At 48.7% G+C, this 19,714-nt stretch carries 15 protein-coding genes; 10 read left to right on the forward strand and 5 right to left on the reverse strand.

Annotation, left to right across the window (positions count from 1 at the left end):
- Positions 1–93: 93 nt before the first annotated feature.
- The 6 genes from ACYVGO_RS13580 (at position 94) to ACYVGO_RS13605 (ending at position 6,728) form a co-directional block, all read left to right on the forward strand.
- The gene (locus ACYVGO_RS13580) at positions 94–810 is read left to right on the forward strand and encodes a ferritin-like domain-containing protein (protein WP_142771066.1); all 717 of its coding nucleotides are present in this window, start codon (positions 94–96) and stop codon (positions 808–810) included.
- 15 nt (positions 811–825) lie between these two features.
- Positions 826–1,569: a ferritin-like domain-containing protein gene (locus ACYVGO_RS13585; protein ID WP_460969718.1), complete on the forward strand. Its 744-nt coding sequence runs from the start codon at positions 826–828 to the stop codon at positions 1,567–1,569.
- Between the two features lie 207 nt (positions 1,570–1,776).
- Positions 1,777–3,132 carry a neutral/alkaline non-lysosomal ceramidase N-terminal domain-containing protein gene (locus ACYVGO_RS13590; protein ID WP_460969719.1) on the forward strand — a complete coding sequence of 452 codons (1,356 nt, stop codon included), beginning with the start codon at positions 1,777–1,779 and terminating at the stop codon, positions 3,130–3,132.
- Complete coding sequence (locus ACYVGO_RS13595) at positions 3,133–3,720, forward strand: transposase (protein WP_460969720.1); 588 nt, start codon at positions 3,133–3,135, stop codon at positions 3,718–3,720.
- A 57-nt stretch (positions 3,721–3,777) separates the two neighbouring features.
- Positions 3,778–6,342, forward strand: a complete 2,565-nt coding sequence (locus tag ACYVGO_RS13600; protein ID WP_460969721.1) for a glycoside hydrolase family 9 protein — start codon at positions 3,778–3,780, stop codon at positions 6,340–6,342.
- A gap of 98 nt (positions 6,343–6,440) precedes the next feature.
- Positions 6,441–6,728 carry a hypothetical protein gene (locus ACYVGO_RS13605; RefSeq protein WP_142771061.1) on the forward strand — a complete coding sequence of 96 codons (288 nt, stop codon included), beginning with the start codon at positions 6,441–6,443 and terminating at the stop codon, positions 6,726–6,728.
- A 91-nt stretch (positions 6,729–6,819) separates the two neighbouring features.
- On the opposite strand, the gene ACYVGO_RS13610 is transcribed toward ACYVGO_RS13605, so the two are convergent.
- From ACYVGO_RS13610 to ACYVGO_RS13625, 4 genes are all read right to left on the reverse strand, one after another.
- Positions 6,820–8,031 carry an ATP-grasp domain-containing protein gene (locus tag ACYVGO_RS13610; RefSeq protein WP_460969722.1) on the reverse strand — a complete coding sequence of 404 codons (1,212 nt, stop codon included), beginning with the start codon at positions 8,029–8,031 and terminating at the stop codon, positions 6,820–6,822.
- 62 nt (positions 8,032–8,093) lie between these two features.
- Positions 8,094–9,569 (reverse strand): leucyl aminopeptidase family protein, encoded by a 1,476-nt coding sequence (locus ACYVGO_RS13615; protein WP_460969723.1) that lies wholly within the window; start codon positions 9,567–9,569, stop codon positions 8,094–8,096.
- A gap of 104 nt (positions 9,570–9,673) precedes the next feature.
- The gene (locus tag ACYVGO_RS13620; RefSeq protein ID WP_460969724.1) at positions 9,674–10,765 is read right to left on the reverse strand and encodes an alpha/beta hydrolase; all 1,092 of its coding nucleotides are present in this window, start codon (positions 10,763–10,765) and stop codon (positions 9,674–9,676) included.
- A gap of 66 nt (positions 10,766–10,831) precedes the next feature.
- Positions 10,832–11,266: a response regulator gene (locus ACYVGO_RS13625; protein WP_142771057.1), complete on the reverse strand. Its 435-nt coding sequence runs from the start codon at positions 11,264–11,266 to the stop codon at positions 10,832–10,834.
- A 457-nt stretch (positions 11,267–11,723) separates the two neighbouring features.
- Here ACYVGO_RS13625 and ACYVGO_RS13630 point away from each other — a divergent pair, with 457 nt between their 5' ends.
- The 4 genes from ACYVGO_RS13630 to ACYVGO_RS13645 all read left to right on the forward strand — a co-directional run bounded on the left by ACYVGO_RS13630 (position 11,724) and on the right by ACYVGO_RS13645 (position 18,067).
- Positions 11,724–12,893 carry a DUF4856 domain-containing protein gene (locus ACYVGO_RS13630; protein WP_460969725.1) on the forward strand — a complete coding sequence of 390 codons (1,170 nt, stop codon included), beginning with the start codon at positions 11,724–11,726 and terminating at the stop codon, positions 12,891–12,893.
- A gap of 139 nt (positions 12,894–13,032) precedes the next feature.
- The gene (locus ACYVGO_RS13635; protein ID WP_460969726.1) at positions 13,033–14,193 is read left to right on the forward strand and encodes an imelysin family protein; all 1,161 of its coding nucleotides are present in this window, start codon (positions 13,033–13,035) and stop codon (positions 14,191–14,193) included.
- A 123-nt stretch (positions 14,194–14,316) separates the two neighbouring features.
- The gene (locus ACYVGO_RS13640; protein ID WP_460969727.1) at positions 14,317–15,666 is read left to right on the forward strand and encodes an HTTM domain-containing protein; all 1,350 of its coding nucleotides are present in this window, start codon (positions 14,317–14,319) and stop codon (positions 15,664–15,666) included.
- Complete coding sequence (locus ACYVGO_RS13645) at positions 15,644–18,067, forward strand: TonB-dependent receptor domain-containing protein (protein WP_460969728.1); 2,424 nt, start codon at positions 15,644–15,646, stop codon at positions 18,065–18,067. The genes ACYVGO_RS13640 and ACYVGO_RS13645 overlap by 23 nt, the downstream gene beginning before the upstream one ends.
- A gap of 3 nt (positions 18,068–18,070) precedes the next feature.
- Here ACYVGO_RS13645 and ACYVGO_RS13650 read toward each other — a convergent pair whose 3' ends face one another.
- Positions 18,071–19,708 (reverse strand): SulP family inorganic anion transporter, encoded by a 1,638-nt coding sequence (locus tag ACYVGO_RS13650; protein WP_460969729.1) that lies wholly within the window; start codon positions 19,706–19,708, stop codon positions 18,071–18,073.
- Positions 19,709–19,714 lie beyond the last annotated feature (6 nt).

Raw genomic sequence — 19,714 nt, forward strand, 5'->3', positions numbered from 1 at the left:
TATTACTACTAAAATCCAAATTTCATCTGTAGTCGTAAGTGTATCGAGTCCCCTGAAAAATGGGAAGCATTTGCTACAATTAATTAGTCCGTTATGAAAGAGCAACAAAATGAATCAGGTCTGACTATGTTACCAGGCCAATTAGAGCCGGTTCGGGTAGGCCGACGGTTATTTTTGCGTTATGCTGGAGCTTTTGCCGCCGGGGGAGCGATTTTGGCCTCGTGTAAAGAGGGCGAAGAAAACCCAACTACAGTAATGGCTCCTGTGGATTTAGGCACGGGCGACATTGGGATTTTGAACTACGCTTACGCGCTGGAACAACTAGAAGCCGCTTTTTATACACAGGTAATTGCAACTCCCTACAGTGGCATGACCGATGCGGAGAAAACCCTCCTAACGGATATCCGCGATCATGAAATTGTTCACCGCGAATTCCTGAAAGCAGCCTTAGGCACCAATGCCATTGCAGGCCTAACGCCCAACTTTGCTTCGATCACGTTCACGGATCGATCCAGTGTTTTGAACACGGCGAAAGCATTTGAAGATCTGGGGGTATCCGCTTATAATGGTGCTGGCCCACTGATTACAAATCCAGACTACCTGGCAGTTGCCGGGAAGATTGTATCGGTTGAAGCCCGTCATGCAGCCGCTATCCGGGATCTGCTCAATCCGAAGTCGGCTGATTTTGCTGGCGATGATGTGGTAGCTCCGGCTACGGGTCTCGATGTGTCTAATCCACCGGCAACGGTATTACCCATCGCTCAGAAGTACGTAAAAACGACCATCACTGCCACCAATCTGCCCAAATAAACCTGACACAACGCTATGAATTTATTCAAATTAATCTCTGATATTGAGCAGGTTGATCCCGAATTTAGTGATCGGCACAGCTTTTATTCGCGCCGGAACCTACTCAAATTTAGCTCCAATCTGATTGCAGCGGGCATACCAGCTATTGTGGCCGGTACGTTGAATAAAGCACTGGCTCAGACAACGACACCGCCTTCGCAAGCGGCTATCGATGTGGCTAATTTTGCGCTGACACTGGAATACCTGGAAGACGAGTTTTATCGTACCGGCCTGGCTACATCTGGCCTGATACCTTCTACTGATACAACCGTTATTTCGCAGATTAGCAAACATGAAACAGCGCACGTAGCGCTGTTGAAAAGTGCCTTAGGCGCACTTGCGATAGCCAAACCAACCTTTAAGTTTCCGGCTGGAACATTTACAAGCTATCCTACATTTTTAGCTACAGCACGTGCCCTAGAAGATACGGGGGTCCAGGCGTATAAAGGACAGGCTCCTGCACTTATTAACGATAAATCTATTTTGGCAGTAGCCTTACAAATTCACTCCGTTGAAGCCCGGCACGCGTCGGAAGTTCGTCGGATGCTGGGTCTGAAAGGCTGGGTTTCTGACACCACGAACACTACGTTCATGCAGGGAACCGTTAATTTAAAAACGCTTCCAAATGTATCCGCTATTTCAGAAGACAACTTACGCGGAGCGTTTGATGAACCATTGACCAAAGCGCAGGTATTAGCTATTGCAGCTCCATTCCTGTAATAAACATATAATATAGGGAGGCCGGGAAACCGGTAGGGTGACGGAAGGCATCGGGGATTTTCTCCGGTGCCTTTTTTTGTCAGAGTAGTCATTGCGTGTAGTACCGACCGGGAGAGAACCATTTGACTACTTCTACCAATTCCCCCTTTCTCATCCGTCTCTTTTTTTGTTGCTTGCGGTTGAATTCGCACCCAAAGGCGACCCTATATGAAATTCATCCGTATTCTTCTCAAAGTCCTGTTAGGGCTTGTCGTATTTATCGTGCTGTTTCTGGCAGTTAGTCTGGCCCCGGTCGATGAAACGCCCTACCAGCAAATGCCTTATTATACCCAAACCAAGCAACGGTTGGAACAACTTCCCTCTCCAGTAAAAGGGAAAGCACCACTACGGGCTGGCTGGGCCAAAGCCAATATTACGCCCCCTTACAGTACGCCCACGGGTGGCTATGGAGCCCGGCGTGGTAAACATTGGCACATAGTTGCCGATTCCATTTTTGCACGAGCCATTGTACTGGATAATGGCAGTACCAAAGTCGCTATGATTGGTTTAGACTTACTCATTACCCCCCCAACGGTAGTGGAAGCGCTCAGGAAACGGCTGCCGGAAGTTGGGCTTCGTTGGGAGAATGTGTATACCGGAGCCATTCACTCGCACAACAGCATCGGTGGATGGGCCCCCGGTTTAGTCGGTCAGTTAATTGCGGGAGGGTACGATGAGAAAATAGTGCCCCGTATTACCGACGGCATTCTACAAGCCATTCGGGATGCACAAACGAATATGGCTCCCGTGGAGGTTGGCTTTGGCCAGACGGATGCCACTGATCACATCTACAACCGGATTGGGAACTCGGGCCCAACACGACCGCTCGACGGGATGATCCGGCTATTGAAGCTAAAGAAAAACTCAGGCGAATCGGCCTTGCTCTGCACATTTGCCGGTCATGCCACCCTCTATGAGGACGCTATGTGGAACTACCTCAGCCGCGATTATCCGGGCTCGCTGGTCGATCGGTTAGAGAAGAAATCGGCCGATTTTGCCGTCTTTATGGCGGGAGCCGTTGGCAGCACAGGTCCACAGGCACGGGGTAAAACCGACTTCCAGGAAATCAGAAATTATGCAGGCGATCTGGCCCTGCGTATCGAACGAGCCGTGCCCCAAATCCAGACAAAAACTGATAGTACCTTATCCATTCTCACCCTGCCGCTGGGTCTGCGCGAACCGCACCCGCGTGTCATTGGCAATTGGCGGGTACGACCCTGGCTGTTCTACGCCATCTACGGCGATTATCCATCCGACCTGAAAGCCTTGCGTATTGGCCAAACTGTACTACTGGGCACCCCCTGCGATTTTTCGGGTGAGTTCGTGGCCGACTTCAACCCGCTGGCAACTCAAAAAGGCGTTAACTTAATGATTACCAGTTTCGATGGTGGCTACATCGGCTATGTCACCCCCGATGCCTATTACAATCGATCAACCTATGAAACCCGCGACATGAACTGGTTTGGCCCCTATAATGGCGCCTATTTTGAGGAAATGATGATGGGTTTATTGAAAAAGATATAAATGGACAGGTTTCAAAACAAATACCGCGTGGCATCGGCGCGGGCGGCCTGGTGGAATTATAGTTGGGCAGGGGCATATTTTATTACGATATGTACTGCTCAACGCCAGCATTATTTTGGCAGCATTCAAGAGGGCAACATGCACTTGTCGAATATAGGAATTTTGGCCGATGTATTTTGGCATGAAATACGGCGTCATGCCCAACAGATCGAATTGGGATCGTTTGTCGTCATGCCTAATCACGTACATGGAATATTGATATTGAATGAAAATCCAATCATTCCGAACGTTGTAGAGACAAGGCATGCCTTGTCTCTACCGATCCCACCGCCATCCACCCAATTACCATCCCAACAACGCTTTCAAAATCAGGGTAAAAATTCGGTTTCATCTATTATCGGATCATACAAATCAGCGGTTACCAAACATGCCCATCGACTGGGTTTGGATTTCGGGTGGCAGGGGCGTTTTCATGATCATATTATTCGCAATGACGGTGAATACCAACGCATCAATGATTATATAGAATCAAATCCTGAAAACTGGGATAAGGATCGATTTTTTAACGAACCAGACGTAACGTCATAACAAACGTAGAGACAAGGCATGCCTTGTCTCTACCACCACCAAAACCCACAACCCACTATGCCGGTTCGCCTTCTTCTATCTACCGTTTTATTGGCCAGCCTAATCGCATTTATCAGCCACACCGAAGAACCACCAGCCGTTATTCGGATTAACCTGCTTGGCTACCGGCCCAACAGCCCTAAAATAGCCGTCTGGGCTAGTCTGACCGACAAACAACTTTCTCATTTTCAACTCGTTGATGAACAGACGAATCAAAAAATCCAGCAGTTACCGGCAGGTAAAGCGTTTGGTGGGTATGGCCCCTTTCAGCAAACCTACCGGCTCGATTTTTCGACCATCCGAAAACCTGGTCGCTATTACCTTCAAACGGAGGATGGTACCCGGTCACCCAGTTTTCGAATCGATGAACAGGTGTATGATGGGGCGGCTGACTTCTGTTTACGGTATATGCGTCAGCAGCGAAGTGGGTACAATCCCTATTTGAAAGACTCCTGCCATACTCATGACGGCTATTCCCTCTACGGCCCCATGCCCGACAGTACGCATGTGGATGTATCGGGCGGCTGGCATGATGCATCGGATTATTTGCAGTATGTAACAACCTCTGCTAATGCCACCTACCATTTGCTCGCAGCTCAGCGCGACTTCCCAACAGCCTTTACCGATCAGCATCAGGCAAATGGATTAATTGGAGCCAATGGGCAGCCCGATGTGCTGGACGAAGCGCAATGGGGTCTGGATTGGTTACTAAAAATGCACCCCAGAGAAGATTGGCTCTTCAATCAGCTCGGCGACGACCGTGACCATGCAGGGATGCGCATCCCAAAAGAGGATAATTTTTACGGGAAAGGTCTCGAACGCCCGGTTTACTTCGCTTCGGGTCAGCCACAGGGCATGTTCAGATACAAAAACCGGGCAACGGGCGTGGCTTCTACGGCTGGGAAAGTGAGCAGCGCCATGGCCTTAGGGTTTCAGCTGTTACGAAACAGCCAGCCTGACTATGCCAAAAAACTCTGGCAACGGTCGCAATCGGCCTATAAACTCGGGCTGGATAAACCGGGTAATTGTCAGACAGCTCCCGGCCGGGCACCATATTTCTATGAAGAAGACAATTACACGGACGATATGGAACTGGCCACCGTTGAGCAACTCAATGCAGCCGGGGTAACGGGCAAGCTAGCTACAAAATGGCAAACAACAGCATTGGATTTTGCGCGGCAAGAACCGGTTACACCCTGGATTTTAAACGATACGGCCCGCCATTATCAGTGGTATCCGTTTGTGAACGTCGGTCATGCAGAGCTGGCAAAAAAACTACCCACCAACCAACGAAAAACGGTTACGGATTTCTACAAACGAGGCATCGATATCATCTGGCAACGGGCAAAACAGAATGCATTTTACCGGGGTGTTCCCTTTACCTGGTGCAGCAATAACCTCACAACCTCATTTGCTACGCAATGCTTCTGGTATCGGCAACTCACCCGCGACAGGCAATATGAAGCCCTCGAACAGGCTAATTTCGATTGGTTATTCGGTTGTAATCCCTGGGGAACGAGTTTCGTCTATGGTCTACCTGCCAACGCCGATACTCCCGCAGACCCACATTCGGCCTTTACACACCTTAAGCAATATCCTATTGACGGCGGTCTGGTAGATGGGCCTGTACGGGGCAGCATTTATGGAAACCTGATTGGCATTACCTTGTATCAGCCCGATGAGTACGCGGCCTTCCAAAGCAGAGTAGCCGTTTATCACGACGATTACGGCGACTACAGCACCAATGAGCCCACCATGGATGGTACCGCAACTCTCATTTATCTACTAGCCGCCAAACAAGCCGAAAACCGAAAGTCCTCCGGCAAAGTCACGATACCTAAACAAGCACGCAAGCCACTTAAAAAGCCCAGTCAGGCCCAGGTAATCGACTCAAAGTCAACCTATTTCAAAGGCGCTAAAATTCGGGGCGATACAGCCCTCAAGCGACTGGCTCTAGTTTTTACCGGCGATGAGTTTGCCGATGGCGGATCAACAATAGCCCGAACGTTGCGGAAGCACGGCGTTCGGGCTTCGTTTTTTCTGACGGGCCGTTTTCTGCGAAATCCGGCGTTTAGGCAGTTAATCCAGCAATTAGCCCGGGAAGGCCATTACATCGGTCCTCACTCCGATCAGCATCTGTTATACTGCGACTGGCGGAAGCGCGACAGCCTGCTCGTTAGTCAGGAGCAGTTTGTGACAGACCTGCGGGCAAACTACGCGGCTCTGGCTCATTTCACTACTGAGCGCATCCGCCTGTTTTTGCCACCTTACGAATGGTATAATGATAGCATTGCGGTCTGGACGAAGGCCGAAGGAATTCAATTGATCAATTACACCCCCGGTACACTGAGTCATGCTGATTACACAACGCCCGAAGACCGAAACTACCGAACCAGTGAGACAATTCTACAGTCAGTTCGGGCCTATGAAGCAAAAAATGCGGCTGGCCTGAACGGATTTATGTTACTGATGCACATCGGTACAGCCTCCAGCCGAACGGATAAACTTTATGATCATCTGGACGAGTTTCTGACTCAACTCCGCCAGAAAGGCTATCAGTTTGTGCGGGTTGATGAATTGTAGGATTAGCTCAAAACTTTACGCATGAACGAGAGTTGATAGGATACCAGATTACCAATAATTTAGTTGGCATCTGCTTACTCAACAACTGATCTTTTCGTATGCGTACGCTCCTGTTTTTCTTCGCTGCCAGCTTGACTGGCTCTCTTTGTTTCGCCCAAAACGATTCGACTAAAACCGTTACTCAGGAACCTGTACAAAAGCAGGTCGCCATTCCGGGTGTCGACACGCCGATATCGGGTGGTGGTATGACGGCGCAAACGCCAACAAACCCATTGCCACCCGTTCAGAACAATAAAAAACGAAAAACTCTTCCCCCCAGCGACCCACGGGCATTCGGTGTATCGGTGCCAGTTGGAAAAGCCAAAAAGGATACGTTGAGGAATTAGTAACGTGGACATCTTGTCCGTATAGCTGAAGGCTCAGTTTTAATTGCCATTTTTAGCCTTCGGCTATGCGGACAAGATGTCCACATTACAGTCAACTGGTTGGTTTATCAGGCAGTGGGGCCGATGCGTGAAACTCGGCATAGATCCGGTGCATGTACTCATCCAGCAGGGTCAGGACGCGCTCCCGACTTTCGGAGTTTACGATTAACCCAACGTGGTATTCCCGGTTGATCCGCCAGAAGATCTCAGGCTCGGTAAAAACCGATAAGTCAGGCCATTGCTGACGGGCGAGCGATACAATCAATCCGGCGTAATGACCGGTATCAACGGGTGGTATATAATGTTCTTTATGCGCAACGGCCACTTCCAGTTTGGCCCACTCACGCCAAAGATTTACGCCCGATGCCGCTTCAACCATCTCGGCAATGTGGGCACCGCCCACCCGAGAGGCCGTTTCCAGAAAATATAATTCCCCATCGTGATCACCCCGAATGTACTCCGAGTGCGACGCACTGTATCGCATGCCAAAGGCCTCTAACACCTGGTCATTTATCTGTTGTAGAGCCGCTGATTCGGGTGTACCAAGCGGCAGTGTTCCGGTACGGAATACCCCTCCCCCATGCGCAACTTCCATAGGTGTTGCCAAGTATTGGCTTACCCGCGTAAAAACCGCCTTGCCATCGACCGACAATGCGTCTACATGGTAAACTTTACCTGGCTTAAATTCTTCGATCAGATAATGATGTCGTTTGTCGCCCAGCAAATGAATAGCGGACCAGGCTTCTTCCAGCGAATGCACTTTCCGAATACCCGTTGCTGAGGCTTCGGAACGCGGTTTAATCAGCCAGGGCGATTCGGTTGTTTGCAAAAAAGCGGTTACCGTTTCGTCATGAAAAAGAGAACTAAAAGCAGGTACGCGAATACCAGCGGCAAACGCACGGGTACGCATGGCCAGCTTATCGCGGAAGTAGCGAGCCGTTGTCTGCCCCATACCGTCAATACGAAACGTCTCCCGAATGAGTGCGCCTTTCTCTACATCGAAGTCATCTAGTGCCACTACGCGATCAATCCTACGCGAGCGCATGGCATGAGCCAACCCCACGATCATCTGCTCCAGATCCTCGGGAGCGTTGCTGGGAGAGGGTAAAAAGAAGAATTCGTCGATAGCCTCGCGCGGCCAGGATTCGTTGGCAAGTTTCTGATCTGTTAGCAGATAGACGGTATTGCCCAACTCTTTGCAGGCTTTCATGAAATCGTGCCCCTTCAGAAAGGTGGCAATGCACAAAAAAGACAACTGGCTCATACAACGTACTCGTTAATGTTGACGAAAAATATACGGCCAAAAGACCAAACGACGAACTTTTCTTACCGAGTTTCTAAAATTAATGCCCGTAAATACGCTATTAATAGCCGAATACCAAATCCTGTTGCATTTTTCTGCGAACCAAATTCAGTATCCGCAAAGGCCATTCCGGCAATGTCGAGGTGCGCCCAGGCGGGATGATTTTCGGTAAAGACTTCCAGAAACTTAGCCGCACTGATGGCGCCCGCTACTGGCTTCCCGCTATAATTTTTCAGATCGGCCACATCCGACTTTATATCCTCGCGGTACACATCCCAAACAGGTAACCGCCAAAGTCGCTCCCCTGTTTGATTCGAGGCTTCGGTCAGCTTATTGGCTAACTCATCATTCTGCGTAAATAAACCAGCCGCGTGATAGCCCAAAGCCGCAATAACATTACCTGTCAGGGTGGCCAGATCAATTAGTATATCGGGTTGGAAGTTCTTCACCATATACCCTAATCCGTCGGCCAGAATAACGCGCCCTTCGGCATCGGTATCTATGACTTCAATCGTTTTGCCGTTATAGGCTGTCACCACATCACCGGGTTTGGTTGAACGCCCATCGGTTGAGTTTTCGGTTGCCGGCACAATGCCGATTACGTGAATTGGCAGTTTTAGTTTAGCCGCTACTTCTACCGTCCCTAACACGGCCGCAGCTCCCCCCATGTCGCTTTTCATGAGGTGCATACTAGCCGAAGTTTTAATGGACACGCCCCCCGTATCGAAGGTCACGCCTTTGCCTACTAAACCCACTTTCAATGCATTCGTAACGCCTTTTGGCTTATACTCAGTCACAATCAATACGGGTGGTACATCACTTCCCTGACTCACACTCAGCAAGGCCCCCAGTTTCTGCTTTTCCAGTTCGGCTTTATCGAGTATGGTTACAGCATAGTTGTTTTCCTCTCCGGAGGAAACAGCCCAATCGGCCAGCGTTTGGGGAATTTTATAGTTGGCAGGCGCATTCATCAAGTCCAGGATTTGCCGCTGAGTTTGGGCAATGGCTTCAGCACGAGTTAGTGCTTCCTGCGCAACAGTCTGCTGATTAGGATTTATGAACAGCGCTAACTGACCAGCCTCGGAGAAGAAGACAGGGGGAGTAGGTTTATCGGTCTGGTAGAGCTTGAGATCATACCCACCCCATCGAACCCCAAGTACCACAGCCTCAACGACATCAGCATCAACTGCGGACAGATCAATGCTAAGTTGCTCCGGCAGTTTGGTTTTATGATCGAAAATCAATTTTCGAAACGCCCGCAACCAGTCCATTTCCTGTGGCTTATCCCCTATCCCAAGAAGATATATTTTACTCCCGTCCTGTCTGTACAGAATCAGTACTTCTTTGGCATCGGCCTTAAAATCGCGTTGTAGAACAGCAGCAGACAGAGTCAGTTTTTGGGCAAGACTGGCTAATTGATCAGTAAGCTCAGCGGTTTGTTCAACCGGAATAATTAAATCGCCAGTGGTGGCGGGTTGTGTAGTTAGGATAATGTTCATAAAACATGTTTAAAAGCAGTTTGATGTTCGGAGTTTGTAGTTTGATGTTTATTGCAGTGCATTACACATCAAACTACAAACTCCGAACATCAAACGCATGAATATCAATAAAACAGCCACTCCACCGCTTTCGGGAATTCACGGCCCCAGTGGGTTTCCTGGTGTGTTCCGGTTGGGTCAACAGAGAGGTGAATATCAATTGGATTACCACCGTACTGCTGGCGGGACAATGACTCGTTAAAACGCTGAATATTAGGAACCATGTAGCGCGACTCCTGCTCTCCGCCATACACGTAGATTTTCATGGGCACGGGTGCCTCAAAACGAATGGCATCAAAATAAATTTTGGGCGAAATCCAGAGCGAGGGAGAAAAGACCATCAGTCGACCAAACACTTCGGGATGCAGGAGACCGGCATAAATACTGATTAACCCGCCCAGCGAACTCCCGCCAATACCCGTATGAGCCGCATCGGGCAACGTCCGAAAACTTCGATCAACAATGGGTTTAAGGGTCTGGTGAATGAAGTCCAGGTAGTACTGGCCCCTGCCGGTACCGGCGCGGGTCCGGTGAAACGTAAACTCCCGAATGCGTTCGTCGTGCCCGTGATCAATAGACACCAGGATGACTTCATGGTGGTTTCGGGAGGCCAGCAAGGCCATTTTCTGGTCTATTTCCCAACTGCCGTAGCCCACACCCCCACCAAACAAATTCTGGCCATCGTGCAAATACAATACGGGATACCGTTTGGGTGCCTCACCCGGCCTGGTCTGATCATAATCATGTGGGAGAAGCACATGAACCCGGCGGGTCTGAACGAGTTTAGGGACCTTAAATGTATCGCCAAGCAGTTCGATTTTGGGCAGAAATGCCGGATTGAATGGCATCCCGAACCAACGCCAATGCGGTACATACTCGCGTTTTGAGTTCACCGACCGCGATACCGTCCGGTTTCCGACCGACTCCCCCGATGCACTTAACTCAACATGATCCCATCCGCCACGGGTGTATTTGTATTCCAGCGTTTTTGGCAGCGCCATGCCCTTCGGAAATTCATACACAAACTGACCAGGCCCGATAGCCTGCATCTGAAACTGAGGCAAGTCGGGTAGCCAATCGCAAAAATTGCCCGATACAAATACCGGGCGATCGTCACTAATGGGTGTGTTGAGTTCTAAACGTAGTAGTGAAGACATACCTACAGAATCTGATACCGGGTGAAGTTGGTTCAGACGAGGTATGAAAAATTTAGGGTGATGCAATCACGCCAATTCCCAATCGCTGGTTAATTCCTTAACCAGGCTAACCAGTTGTCTGTAGCTGGTGGGTTTGGTCAGGCATTGATTAGCCCCTAAGGCCAAACTCCGCCGACAGTCGGAAGCATCCGTCGAGGTGGTCAACATGACAACCGGCAAATGAGCAAAACCGGGCGTATTCCGAATTTGATTTAATGTCTCAAATCCATCCTGACGATTCATGTTGATGTCTAACAAAATCAGTGAAGGCAACTCCTCACAGTCAGTTAGTTGCGGGAGCAGTTGATCGCCATCCGTTAGCGCATGCACCCGGATAGGCTTATGGGTCTCTTTAAAGGCAGAACGGATAAATAGTTGATCATCTTCGTCGTCATCAACGATCCAAACAGTAGGAGGAGTCGATAACGGTAACCTGAAGTCATTTATGGGATGAAAAGCCATGACAATTCAGCATTTATTAAGGTTAACGGCGGATAAAGAAAAAGCATTGGCACCGACTGACTACGGTGTACTATGGGATAAACTAGTGACCCGGTATCTACTAAAACCGTTGGAATGGCTGCCTTTTATATCAGTTGAGTAAGCGAAGAAACCAGAATACTGTGGAGATTAGCAGGAGATAAATTTACTGATTTATCACATAATCAACCAATATAGGTCAATCAATTTAACATTTTTTTAACGATTTTTTGTCGTAAAAATTTCAAGTATACGATATAAATAATCCGTTATTTACTAATCCAGTGATGTATACAAACTAAATTTCTTCCTAAATAATTCCCTATCAATCAGATACTTAAAATATTATTTAGAACAAATCTTAAGAATAGTTTTATAATTAGTCTAAATAGGCTTTACCTTTGTGGCCGATAAATGCCTCGATCAAACCAGCTTATATATGCTTACCTCAAGTTTACTAGTTCGGCTCACGCCTTTTGTTTTACTGGTAGCCAGTTTATCCGCCTGTAAGGACGAAGAGAACCCCACAACGGTTACTCCTCAACTTCGCAAAACCATTGACTACGCCAAACTGACCGATACCACGACCTACGCTAACTTCTTTGTCGATAATAATGGGGCTAAAACAGTTGACCTAACAACAGGAAGTACGCGGCTGGCCATGTTTCGGGCGATCAATACCTACAATGGTACCGCAGTGGGAACAGGGGCAACGCTGGACGCTACAGTTTTGAAAAATATGTTTTCGAACACGAGCAGCCCATTTTCGGGTACAGCTAACTCAGCACTCAACTCGTCGGGAATTCAATTACGCAACGTAACGGCATCATCACTGGCAGCAGCCGATGCCGAAAAAGAACGGCAAACCATTGAAGCAGGGTTTACAGCTATTGCTACAGTCAGCAAATCCGTATCAGCTACAGCTTCGGAAGGGAAAGCAGGTAAACTAGGCACCTACCTGGTTGATGAAAAAGGCATTGAATATGGCCAGATTATCCAAAAGGGTCTTATTGGTGCGTTTCAGGTCGATTACATCGGAAACGTCCTGCTGAGCGACAAGAATCTCGCGCTCGATAATAGCACCCTGGTAGCGGGTAAAAACTATACGCTGCTCGAACAAAACTGGGATGAAATTTTCGGTATCATCACCGCAAACCCAGTCTACGGCGGCAAAGCGACAACGACCTCATCGGGCGAAAGTTTTATTGGTTCATATCTGTGGGAATACAACCAGGAGGATTTTCCGAAGATTCATAAAGCATTGCTGACAGGCCGGGCGGCTATTGTGAATAATGATCTAAAAACCCTGAAAGAGCAGGCAACCTTCATTCACAAAGCCATGGAAAAAGCTATTTCTGGGGCTGCCTTAGGCTATCTGAGTAAATGGAAGTCGGGCACTACGGATGCCGCTCGGGCACACGCCATGGGCGAGGGGCTTGGTTTTATCTATAGCTTGCGGTATGCTAAACTAAACAATGCCGATGCAGCCTTCTCTGATGGTATTTTGACCAACCTGATCTACTCAGCACCAAACGGATTTTGGGGATTAACAAATGCCAAGATTGACGCGGCTTCTAGCGCGATTAAAACGAAATTCAATTTACCATAAACTGACTTAGGGCTGGTTCTGTTGATTCCAGGGTCTCTTTTGGTATCAATTTATTGCCCCACATTTCAACAGAATCATTATAATCTAATTCAACGCACAGAGTGGTACTTGACGTACCACTCTGTCCTTATTTTACCTCATGGAACAAGTTAAGTGGAAACAAATTGGGTTTGCCTGCACGTTTGTCGCTGTGCTTTGGGCCTGCTCAGGCGGTAGTAGCAATGATCCCACGCCTACTCCCACAACACCAACCGATCAGGCCAGCAGTGATCGTAAAGCGATGCTGACAAATATAGCGGACAACATTATCGTGCCCAGCTACGCAAACTTCAAAACAAAATTCGATGCGATGGTTACCAAATCGGATGCGTTTGCGGCCAAGCCTGATAAAGCTTCCCTGACCGATTTTCGGCAAGCCTGGGTCGATGCGTATACCGAATGGCAGAAGGTTGAACTGTTTGACGTTGGTCCGGCAGAGCAGTACACGCTCCGAAACTTTTTCAATATTTACCCAACCAGCGTTACCGGTATCGAAGAATACGTAGCGGCTGGTTCAGGTACGTTTGATGTACCAGCATCGTACCCCAAACAGGGGTTTCCAGCTTTAGATTATCTCATCAATGGCTTGGAGGTAACTGACGACGCACTAGTAGCCCGGTATACAACGGCAACGGATGCTGCTAAGCGAATTGCCTATCTGAAACGGCTCACGACCCAGATGAATGCGCAGTTTACAACGGTTTATACCGCCTGGACCACGGGTGGCTACCGGGATACATTCATCAACTGTACCGCCCTGAACGCCAGTTGCTCAACCTCAAAACTGATCAATGGCTACGTACTGAACTATGAGCGATACATCCGGTCGGGGAAAGTTGGGATTCCATCAGGGGCCATGACCAATGGTACTGTCTCTCCCGATAAAGTGGAGGCTTACTACAAGAAGGACCTATCACTCGCGCTGGCAAAAACGGCCCATCAGGCCTCTATCGACTTCTTTAATGGCAAAAGCGTGAAAACTGGGCAGGAAGGTCCAAGCCTTAAAACCTACCTCAACGGTATTGGCGCCAAAGACAGTCAAACCGGCAAATCGCTGGTCGATATAGTAAATGCCCAATTCGAATTGGTGAATCAGAAACTTGCACTGCTCAAAGCAAACCTATCCGATGAGGTCAAAACGAATGATGCGGCTGTCGTTGCGGTCTATACCGAAATGCAGAAGGCCGTTCGGATGTTGAAAGTAGATATGACATCGGCAATGAGCATCACGATTACATACACCGATAACGACGGAGACTAGATACGTTGTCATTCGGTAGTCATGAATGGTCATTCAGTTGTCCATGTTTCCTTATCCACAACTGTTGATTACCATTCATGACTAGTAATGACAAAGAATGACTATTAAATGACATGCATTAAGATGCAGCACTATTTACGCAAAACCACCTCAGCGGCCCCTTTGGCCGTTTTTAGGCTTCTGTTCGGACTGATGCTCTTCGGGAGCATTGTTCGTTTCTGGAGTAAGGGCTGGATTGCCGAACTCTATATCAACCCACATTATTATTTTCCATTCTATGGGTTCGAGTATGTTAAGCCACTAGGACCTTATACCTACGTTCTCTTCGCAATTTGCGGCCTGTCGGCGTTACTGGTGGCTATCGGATTAATGTACCGGGTGGCCATTGTGATTCTGTTTCTGAGCTTTACCTACATCGAACTGATTGACAAAAGCACGTACCTGAACCACTACTATTTTACCAGTATGGTTTGTTTCCTGCTGATTTTTTTACCCGCCCACGCGTACTTTTCAGTCGATGCCTACCGACGTCGCGATTTACTGGCCGACCAGATTCCAGCCTGGTGTCTCGATTCCTTACGGCTGTTTGTTGCCCTATTGTATTTTTTTGCCGGACTGGCGAAAGTGAACAGCGATTGGTTAATAAACGCTCAACCCCTACGTATTTGGCTGCCCGCCCATAATGACCTTCCGCTTATCGGTTTTTTATTTAACTACCCCTGGGTTCCTTACGTGTTCAGCCTGTTCGGTTGCCTGTACGACCTGCTTATTCCCATGCTGCTCTGGAACCGACCAACGCGCCCCTGGGCGTACGCAGCTGTAGTCGTTTTTCATGGATTAACGGCCCTGCTGTTTCCTATTGGCATGTTTCCGTATATCATGATTGTAACGGCGCTGATCTTTTTCTCCGCCAGTTTTCACCAGAAAATTAGTCAGCAATTAGGATCATGGTTAGCCATCCCCTACTCGTTTCTACGACCACAACGACTCTATGTGTATCAGCCAATTGTAGCGAATGTGTTGCCATGTCTTCTTGCGATTTTCTTTGCGATTCAACTAGCGTTTCCGTTCCGTTACCTGCTGTATCCCGGCGAACTGTTCTGGACCGAGCAAGGCTATCGATTTTCATGGCGGGTGATGCTAATGGAAAAAGCAGGCTATGCGCAGTTCACAGTCAAAGATCATTTGGGGCACCAAACCATTGTTAACAACTCGAATTTTCTGACCCCTTTGCAGGAAAAAATGATGTCGACACAGCCCGACATGCTCCTGCAATACGCTCATATACTCCGGGATTATTATACCCGGCAAGGTTTTCAAAACCCTGAGGTCTATGTGGATTCCTATGTGGCGCTTAACGGACGGTTAGGAAAACCACTCGTGGAGCCGACCATCAATCTCGCTAACAAACAAGACTCATTTAGCAATAAAGAGTGGATTACTTCTTTCAATGATACGATTTACGGTTTTTAGTTTTTTTGTCTTTTGCTTGTTTTCCCAAACCACGTTTGCCCAGTACCAGCTATCGGGAACGGTGAAGGGGAAACAAGATAGTGTGGCCGTGAAAGGCTGTATCATCTACCTAAACGATGGAAAACGGCAGGCTGTAACGGACAGTCTGGGTCGATTTAGTTTTACAAATTTGGCTAACGGCCAATACGTACTCAATACCAGTTCGCCTGATTTCAAGGCCACCACGTTGACCATTACCCTGGCTGGGCGCGATCAGTCAGTAAACATTTTTCTAGCCAGTCGGCAGGAAACGCTGGCTGAAGTGACCGTAACCGATAAACAGTCGGATTTTGGCTTTACCCGGATGCGAAGTGTGGAAAGCATGGGCATCTACGAGGGTAAGAAATCGGAAGTGATTATCCCGGAACAGCTAGTCGCAAATCTCTCGACGAACAATGCCCGCCAGATTTACGCCCGCGTGGCCGGTCTGAACATCTGGGAAAACGAAGGAGCAGGCCTGCAACTCAGCGTGGGCGGACGTGGTCTGGACCCCAACCGAAGCTCTAACTTTAACGTGCGTCAGAATGGCTACGATATCAGTGCCGATGCATTAGGTTACCCCGAAAGCTACTACACTCCCCCTATCGAAGCCGTTGGCCGGATTCAGATCGTCCGGGGAGCCGCTTCACTTCAATACGGCACGCAGTTTGGTGGCTTGCTAAATTTTGTCATGAAAAAGCCCGCAGCCGATCGCAAGTTTGAGTTAACGGCTCGGCAAACCATTGGCTCGTTTGGGTTTTACAATGCCTTTACCAGCGCCAGCGGTACGGTTGGCAAACTGAGTTACTACACCTTCTTTCAATACAAAAAAGGCGATGGCTGGCGGCCCAATTCGCACTTCACCAACTACACCGCCTTCGCCGATATCGACTACCATTTTTCGGAGAAAACAACCCTGGGTTTCGATCTGACTCAGATGAGTTACCTGGCCCAGCAACCGGGTGGCCTCACGGATGCTATGTTTCGCGAAGATCCACGGCAAAGCAATCGGGAGCGTAACTGGTTTAAGGTGAACTGGACAATGCCCGCCCTGCATTTCGATCATAAGTTCAACGCGAATAACGAGTTTAACCTGCGGGTGTTTGGTTTGTATGCGTACCGCTATTCACTAGGGTTCCGGCCCAACCGGGTGGCCAGCGTCGATGACAACAGCGAGCGTGATTTGATCAAAGGCGACTTTCAGAATTATGGCGCCGAAGCCCGGTATTTAAAGCGGTATTCCGTAGCGAAGCAACAGGCGGTACTGCTGGTGGGTAGCCGCTATTATCATGGCTATAACCATAGCGTACAGGGATTAGGCAGTACGGGCAAAGACGCCGATTTCAACTTCATCAGCGATGCCAACGCCATTTCGTACGACTACCAATTCCCGAACCGAAACGTCTCCGCCTTTGCCGAAAACATTTTCTACATCGGCGATAAACTGTCCATTACGCCGGGTGTTCGATTCGAGTACATTAAAACCACAGCCGATGGTTTTTATGGCACGATAACTCGCGATTTGGCGGGGAACATCATTAACTCGGTCAGTACAACTGAATTACGCACTAACGGGCGTCAGTTTCTGCTCGGTGGCATCGGTATCAGCTACAAACCCGTTGCCCAGTTGGACATTTACGGGAATCTTTCTCAGAATTACCGGTCCATCACCTTCACTGATATGCGTATTTCCAATCCATCGTCGGTGATTGACCCTAACATGCAGGACGAAAAAGGGTATTCGCTCGATGCCGGTATCCGCAGCACGCAGACTACCTTATACAATTTCGACGTCAGTGCGTTTTATCTGAATTACAATAACCGGATTGGCGAAGTCCAGTTCTACGATGCCAACGACCGTGTTCTCCGTCGCCGGGGCAATATTGGCCAGGCAGTTATCATGGGGATTGAATCCTATGCGGAAGGTGATTTCCTTCGGCTAGTGAATCCATCGAATCCAAACCTGAGCGGGGTTTTATTTGCCAACGTAGCCCTGATCCATTCAACCTACAAAGCCAGCGAAATTGCCGGAGTCGTGGGCAATCAGGTGGAGTTTGTCCCAAACGTAAACTTGAAAAGTGGCATTCGGATAGGCTATAAAAACCTGAAAGCCTCGTTTCAGTATACACACCTGTCCAACCAGTTTTCTGACGCGACCAACGCAACCGAAGGCGGTGTATCGGCAGTGCTCGGGCTTATTCCGGCCTATACTATCCTGGATGCCAGCCTTTCGTACCAGTTCAGTCGGTTTCGGTTAGAGGGTAGCCTGAACAACCTGGCGAATACGGCCTACTTCACCCGCCGGGCAACGGGTTATCCTGGCCCCGGCATTTTACCCTCCGATGGCCGCGGGTTTTACCTGACGGTGCAGGTGAAGTTATGATACCTAAGGCTGTAAGTGAAACTGTGAACCGGTAGTCCGGTAGTGATTAGTGAACTCCTTCGATAGCCTGACAAACGACGAATCAGCTACACGACCCGGTAAAAAAACAAGCTGGATATTCCGCTGACGGGCGGCCGTAGCGAAGTTTTCGATCGCTGTAATCACGTCGCTATCAATATAGGAAGAGCCGGTTCCATCAATTTCTACAATCGAGTTATCGGGAACGTTCTTCAGTAATTTCAGCAGTTTAGCCTTGCTCAAAAATGACACGTGGTCTCCTAAGCTCACGTGAATTCGCGTCACGTTATTATCCCACTCAGTCCGGACGCGGTGGGTATTCTGATAATGCTCATGCAGGATAAAGACAATTCCCGTAACCATGCCTATACCAATACCGGTCAGCAAATCGGTCAGTAGAATAGCGATAATGGTCACGATAAAGGGAATGAATTTAGATACTCCCTCGGCATACATAGCCTTAACGATCTCTATTCGAGCCAGTTTGTAGCCCGTTACCAGCAGAATAGCGGCCAGGCTAGCCCATGGAATTTTGTTTAGCAACGTAGGTAGTGTTACGACACACACCAGCAATAAGGTCCCATGAATCAGTGCGGCTAGTTTAGTCCGCGCACCCGCGTTGATACTAACGGAACTCCGCACAATAACCGATGTAAGTGGAATACCGCCAATCAGACCGCTAACCAGATTACCAATGCCCTGCGCTTTTAATTCATGATTGGCCGGGGTTTTTCGTTTGAGAGGGTCCAGTTCATCGCTGGCTTCAATGGCTAATAGTGCCTCCAGACTTGCCACCAGCGCAATAGCTACTGCCGATGTATACACCAATGGGTTTGTCCACTGAGAAAAATCGGGTAAAGTAAATAGTTGGAAAAACGCCTGTGGACTTTCTGGAACCGGTAATTGCACTAAATGATTACCCCGCAGTGCCCATTGCGGAAACGCCACACGAACGAGCTCATTGATACCGATGCCCAACAACACGACGACTAACGCAGCCGGTATATTTTTGGTAAAGGATAGTTTACGAAAAGCAGGACGCTCCCACAAATAAAATACGGATAACGATGCCAGCGCAATCAGAATAGCGACCCCACTAAATTGCCCCAGGGCCATATTCAACTGCTCAATGATGTTGAAACCGCCGGGCTGGAAAAGCGCAAATCCTTCGGCAGCATCGGCATCATAACCCACCAGATGCGGTAATTGCTTCACAATGAGAATAATACCGATACCGGCAAGCATTCCCTTAATAACCGACGATGGAAAAAAATTGCTCACAATACCGGCCCGCGCAAAGCCTAAACCAACCTGCATAAGCCCCGCTATACAGGTAGCCAGCAAAAAAGCGGGGAACGACCCCAGTGTTTCAATAGCACTCAGGGTAACCACAATCAGTCCCGCTTCCGGCCCCGAAATACTGAGTGACGATCGGCTAACAATACCAACGACAAGGCCGCCGACAATACCCGCAATAATACCGGCAAACAGTGGCGCACCAGATGCCAGCGCAATACCCAGACACAAGGGAACGGCTACCAGAAATGAAATCGCACCACCCCGAACGTCGCCCTGGAGGTTGCTGAAGTCAATTGGTTGAAAAATAGATTGTCTGTTACTCATTGTCAA

The organism is Spirosoma migulaei, assembly GCF_054776855.1.